The sequence below is a fragment of the Carnobacterium sp. genome, assembly GCF_049673005.1.
In the GTDB taxonomy this organism is placed as follows: domain Bacteria; phylum Bacillota; class Bacilli; order Lactobacillales; family Carnobacteriaceae; genus Carnobacterium_A.
The window spans coordinates 1-5,579 of the sequence record NZ_JBATXB010000041.1 but is presented as its reverse complement, the minus strand read 5'-3'; the positions used below and the strand labels follow the sequence as shown (position 1 = coordinate 5,579).

Below are 5,579 nucleotides of genomic sequence, written 5' to 3'. Positions count from 1 at the left end.
AATAAGACGGTGAGTTTTACTTCTACATTTTTAGTAGGATTAGGTTTCGCTGCAGGTTGGACACCTTGTATTGGTCCAATCTTTTCTTCTATCTTATTATTAGGCAATGCAGTCGGTTCTCCTCCATTACTTTATTTGATTCTGTATGTCGTAGGATTTTCTTTGCCATTTTTATTGGTCTCTTTCTTTATAACGAAGATAAAAAATATTTTGAAATACAGCAATGTACTAATGAAAATAGGTGGGATAATTTTAATTTTGCTTGGCATTCTACTTCTTACGGGTACAATGGAAAGTCTGTCCGAGTGGATGGCCCGTCTAATGGAAGGTACGAGATTTGAATTACTAGGATAGATGAGGTGGATAACGAATGAAAAAAATTGTTTGGGTTATTTTAGGACTAGCATTAGTTTGGATTTTAGTTGATTTTGGCAAAGATTTTTTCCAAGAAAGCCAAGACGAAAAACAAGCAGCTTTAGAGACTAAAGAACTACAACCTAAGAGTGAAAAAGCACTCGAAGAAGGCAACAATTCAGGTCAACTTGCTTATGAATTTGAAGCTGAGGATATGGATGGAAATACAGTTAAACTATCAGATTATCGCGGTAAAAAAGTGTTTTTAAACTTCTGGGCAAGTTGGTGCCCGCCTTGTAGGGTAGAGATGCCCCATCTAAAAGAATTTTCAACCAGTCAAGAAGAGGTTAGTGTGTTAGGGGTAAATGTTACGACATCAGAAACGGATCTTTCAAACGTTCAATCATTTTTAGATGAATTTGATGTTGAGTATACCAATGTTTATGGCACACAAAAAATGGTTAATCTGTACCGTGTCCAATCGTTGCCAACATCTTATATCATTGATACTCAAGGTGTTGTACAAGAAAGGATTGTAGGACCAGTAACACAAGACAGTTTAACAACAAAATTTGATTTGATAGATTAAACGAAATAAAATTGAAAGAAGGTAGACTATGAATACATTTCCACAAGCAAAATCGTTAACAGAAATTTTAGAATTTATTAAAGAGCATCATTTTTCATTTGTTTATATTTCTAGAGAGAATTGCAGTGTGTGCCATTCTGTTCAACCACAGGTTCAAGAAATGCTAAAAGAATTCCCAACGATACATCCGATTCAAGTTAGTGCAGATGACGTCCCAGAAGTAGCTGGCCAATTTACTGTATTCACAGTACCAGCATTATTACTTTTTGCTGAAGGCAAAGAAGTGATCAGAGAAGCTAGGTTTGTTGTTATGGATGACTTACAGGATAAGTTTAGTCGAGTCGTTAAGTATCAGTAAGAGTTCAACCAAACATAAACTAACAAGACTCTATCGCTTTTTGATAGGGTTCTTTTGGTATAACTAGTTAACATCTCTAGTCTTAAAAAATGAAATATGATATAAATAACATAAGTAAATAGTAAACAACTACTAGAAATGGGGAACATATGGAAATTTCAAAAGGAACAACTTACCTGTCGTTATTCATTAGTTTATTATTAGCGGATTTTTTACTCTTATTCTATTTTACACCATCAGAGTATCTTTTAATTTATAGTATGATTATTTTTGTGACAGCCCTACTAATGAATTTTTTATCAACAGCTAAAAATTTCATCTTAGTCTTAATAATAATTCTAAGTTTAGGGTTTACCATGGTTTTCTTTTCTGGAACGACAATAATAGCTCAAATTATTTTAATAGAAGAGTATTTGTTAATTATGGTTGCATTGCTTTTAATGTGGTTGTTTTTTGCAGAAGTAAAGAAAAATGATAAAGAACGAGATGAGTTAAGAATAAAAGCAAAAGAACTTGAAAAATATATTGGAACATCTGACGTATTAACTCATTCAGAGTTCGAAAACCGCGTAAGATTTATTACAACAGCAACAAAAAGGCGCAATGAAGAAAATTATTATGTGTTGTTTAAGGCACGAGAGATTGGGAGAGCGACAGAGTCCTTAACATACACATTAGAAACAGCCATTTTAGATACTGTCCGTTCAGATTTTGATTTAGTTACCCAAATAAATGATCGCACTTACCTCCTATTTTTACAGAACACAAATAGAAAAGGTTGTTCTATAGTAATTGATCGCTTGTTTCAATCACTTACAGCAAAGTTGAATAACATTGTCGTGCCAATTGATTATGAGGTGTTTGATCAAGAAGAAATCCGATTCTATTTTGAAGAAAATAAGATTGAAGGATTGATAAAATGAGTATATTAATGATACTAATCATCCTTTTTTTCTGGTTAATGTTAATTTTTTATTCTGTTTTAACAATAGCTGGAGTTATCCAGAGATTAACGAAGAACGAAATAATAACCTTGGATCATTATCCATCTGTCGCTGTTTTGATACCAGCCCACAATGAAGGAGTGGTTATTAAGGATACCTTAAACGCTATGGTAAAACTTGATTATCCAGGTGAACTGACTGTTTACGTTTTAGATGATAACTCACAAGATGATACTGCTGAAATTACGCGCGAGTTTAGTTCTGTTTTTTCAAAAATTCGTTATATAAAGGTACCACCTGGAAAACCGACTGGGAAATCTCGTGTTTTAAATTATGGGCTTTCCGTTACTAAATCTGATTATTTTCTTGTATATGATGCAGATAACCAGCCCAATAGAGATGCTGTAATTCATCTGGTTCATGCAGCGGAAACCACGGATAATTCAGCTGGAGCAGTAGGTTATGTGCGAACAGTAAATGCCAATCAAAATTTATTGACACGAATGATTGCAATCGAGTTTCAAGTTTTCCAATTATTAATGCAAAGCGGCAGATGGAAACTTTTTAAAGCAGGATCATTGGCTGGAACAAATATGTTGCTTAAAAGAACAATTCTTGAAGAAGCTGGTGGATATGATCCTTATGCGTTAGCAGAAGATGCGGAATTAACTGTTCGTATCGCTGCTATGGGTAAAACGTTACCTGTTGTTCATAAAGCGCAGACATGGGAACAAGAGCCAGAAGATATTAGAATATTCATCAAACAACGTACTAGGTGGTTGACAGGAAACCTTTACTTATTAGAAAAATCATTTTCTGAGATTAGTTATTGGAAAGGGAAAACGTTTATCTATAGTTTGCAGCACATTTTAACATATATGATTTTTGTAATTTTATTATTGATCTCAAATATTTGGTTTATAGGTGGACTCTTGGGAATGTCCGTTCCCTACTTTGATATTCCATTATTATTCATCTGGTTTTTGAGTTACGTTGTTTATACATCTCAAGTAATTAGTGCACTAGCATTAGAAAAGGTGATTACACCGTTTAATTTATTTGTAGGCTTAATCATGTATTTTACCTATGCACAATTATTTTTAGTGTTGTTATTACGAAGTGCGGGACAGTATTTCAAAAGTAAACTAACTAAGAAAACAATTACGTGGGATAAAACAAAACGATTTAAAAAAGATGAGAATCTATGAAAAGTAAAATGAGAATTCAATCATTAATTGCATTTTCTTTATTACTTGGTGTTATAGTTATCTTAAGTAGTTTTAAGGTAGGAGTTCAAGAAGTGGTTAGAGAGCACTATGAAAATAAAAAAGGCCTCATTCAGAACTACGGGGGAAAAAAAAGCAAACAAAAAAGAGAGTATTTGTCTGAAAGTATTGGTCAGTATATGTATTATTTAGTATTGATTAAAGATGAAAAAACATTCTCATCTCAAGTAGATTCTTTAAAGGAGCATTATATTGTAACAGAGGGTGATCGGTTATTTATTAAGTGGCGGGTCACGAAGTCAACTGTCGTAAATGCTTCAATAGATGATTTTAGAATCATTGAATCTTTAAAAAAAGCAAGTAAGGAATTTGATGAACCAAGTTATTTAGTTTTAGCGAATAGACTAGAAGAAACAATTATATCTACACAATTAACTGATGGTTTAGTTGTAGATTTTTATGATTGGAAGCTAAAGAAGAAAACGAGCGAAATCCATTTGTCTTATTTAAATGATACGATTATTAAAGGGAATAAAGCGCTAGATAGCGAGTTGTATCAAAAAATTGTTGCTGATTCGTTAGATACAAATAGCCCTTACTTTAAGGAGGTCTATGATGTAGAGAAAAAAACATACGAGACAGCAAATAAAGAAACGGTTAACTTAATTGATCAGTTTCTAATAGCAATGAATTATATAAAAATGACTAATAAAATACCTAGAGAATTTGATCAGTGGTTAAGAGATGAGTGGGCTTCGGAACAAAAACTAGCCGGAGGATACAATAAGCAAACCCTATCTCCTTCAGTAGAATATGAATCAAGCGCAGTTTATTCAATGGCTATTCTTTATTTTATAACTGCTAATGAGCCAGAATATGCTAAGCAAGTACATGAAATTTTAATTGAGCAACCACCTTTTTCTTCAGAAGCAAATTACGAAGAGATACACTTTTTTGACTATATGTGGGCTAAAACATCTGATTGGGAATATAAAAAGATGAACTAGATTAATATAAAGTGAAAGTGACCGATTCTAATAGTAGAAAAGGAGGTTCTCTATGGACATGTTTCAGTTTCACTTTCAGCCCAAAGTAGATGTAAAGAGCAAACAGATACTTGGTTATGAAATTTTACTTCGAAATAAAATGCAAAGCCCATATTACCCTGCTTCCATTATGGAAGAAATTATTGATTGCCAAAAGAAACATGCACTCTTTTTACAATGGTTTCAAAAAGAATTGACTGAACTAGTAAAGATGTTTCCAACAGTAAAGTTTTCCATCAATTTAGCTCCGAAACAATTGCTGTATAATGAGACACATTTATTTTTGACTGCAATGAAGTCATTTCGAGATCAGTTGACCATAGAAATAACAGAAGCACCCATATTCTTTGTTGAATCAGCTGATTTTACAACCATTGAAATGATTGAAAATTCTTTAGAAAAAGCAATTTTATCAATAAAAGAAAAAGGCTATACTCTTTCTTTAGATGACGTAGGATCTGGGCGAAATTCATTAGAACAAGTTCTGACTTATTCAAAATACATTGATCAAATTAAGTTTTCATTAATAAAATGTATTCACAGAGGTTTAGATAATGAAACAAGTTACCTTTTCCTAAAAGCTTGGAAAAGTTTTGCTGAAGCTCATCAATTAGAACTAATAATTGAAGGAATTGAAGATCAGGTGACTAGTGATGGTATAAAGGAACAAGGGGTTCATCTCCAACAAGGCTACCATTTCGGCAAACCATCAAAAACAATTAAAACCTATAAAGTCTACACTAAGTAACAGAAAAAAAGTCGTTAAATCCGTTAGAGAAAGGAGGACCTTAAAATAATAAAATTAGTTATTTTAAATATTATTGCCAACATATCCATTATCAGTATGATGTCATATTTAGCTATAAAGCTAATTCCTAATGAAATTAATTTTACTTTAAGTAGAACTCAAAAACTAATGATTTTTTTGCTTGCAGGTTTTACAAGTTTTTTACTTATGCTCTTTTCTGTTAACCTACAACAATATATTAGAGTTGACTTAAGACACGTGGTAGTAGTATTGCTAATTTATTATTTTGGTCCTTCATTTTCTATACCTATTAC

At 32.4% G+C, this 5,579-nt stretch carries 7 protein-coding genes; all 7 read left to right on the top strand.

From position 1 onward, the window contains the following. Positions 1-354 (top strand): cytochrome c biogenesis CcdA family protein (locus WBF61_RS03945; protein ID WP_424254101.1); only part of this gene is annotated, 354 nt, incomplete at its 5' end. A 16-nt stretch (positions 355-370) separates the two neighbouring features. Further along, on the top strand, positions 371-943 hold the full coding sequence (locus WBF61_RS03940; RefSeq protein WP_424254099.1) for a TlpA family protein disulfide reductase: 573 nt from the start codon (positions 371-373) through the stop codon (positions 941-943). Between the two features lie 28 nt (positions 944-971). Continuing rightward, on the top strand, positions 972-1,301 hold the full coding sequence (locus WBF61_RS03935; protein WP_424254097.1) for a thioredoxin family protein: 330 nt from the start codon (positions 972-974) through the stop codon (positions 1,299-1,301). A 149-nt stretch (positions 1,302-1,450) separates the two neighbouring features. Then, entirely contained in the window at positions 1,451-2,224 is a 774-nt protein-coding gene (locus WBF61_RS03930) for a hypothetical protein (protein WP_424254095.1), read from the top strand. Beyond that, positions 2,221-3,453: a glycosyltransferase family 2 protein gene (locus WBF61_RS03925; protein ID WP_424254093.1), complete on the top strand. Its 1,233-nt coding sequence runs from the start codon at positions 2,221-2,223 to the stop codon at positions 3,451-3,453. The genes WBF61_RS03930 and WBF61_RS03925 overlap by 4 nt, the downstream gene beginning before the upstream one ends. Then, complete coding sequence (locus WBF61_RS03920) at positions 3,450-4,478, top strand: hypothetical protein (RefSeq protein ID WP_424254091.1); 1,029 nt, start codon at positions 3,450-3,452, stop codon at positions 4,476-4,478. The genes WBF61_RS03925 and WBF61_RS03920 overlap by 4 nt, the downstream gene beginning before the upstream one ends. A 52-nt stretch (positions 4,479-4,530) precedes the next feature. Then, positions 4,531-5,265 (top strand): EAL domain-containing protein, encoded by a 735-nt coding sequence (locus WBF61_RS03915; RefSeq protein WP_424254090.1) that lies wholly within the window; start codon positions 4,531-4,533, stop codon positions 5,263-5,265. Positions 5,266-5,579 lie beyond the last annotated feature (314 nt).

Bases quoted from the DNA above. Each gene is read 5' to 3' on its own strand.
- WBF61_RS03940 (WP_424254099.1), top strand. From the start codon at position 371: ATGAAAAAAATTGTTTGGGTTATTTTAGGACTAGCATTAGTTTGGATT.
- WBF61_RS03935 (WP_424254097.1), top strand. From the start codon at position 972: ATGAATACATTTCCACAAGCAAAATCGTTAACAGAAATTTTAGAATTT.
- WBF61_RS03930 (WP_424254095.1), top strand. From the start codon at position 1,451: ATGGAAATTTCAAAAGGAACAACTTACCTGTCGTTATTCATTAGTTTA.
- WBF61_RS03925 (WP_424254093.1), top strand. From the start codon at position 2,221: ATGAGTATATTAATGATACTAATCATCCTTTTTTTCTGGTTAATGTTA.
- WBF61_RS03920 (WP_424254091.1), top strand. From the start codon at position 3,450: ATGAAAAGTAAAATGAGAATTCAATCATTAATTGCATTTTCTTTATTA.
- WBF61_RS03915 (WP_424254090.1), top strand. From the start codon at position 4,531: ATGGACATGTTTCAGTTTCACTTTCAGCCCAAAGTAGATGTAAAGAGC.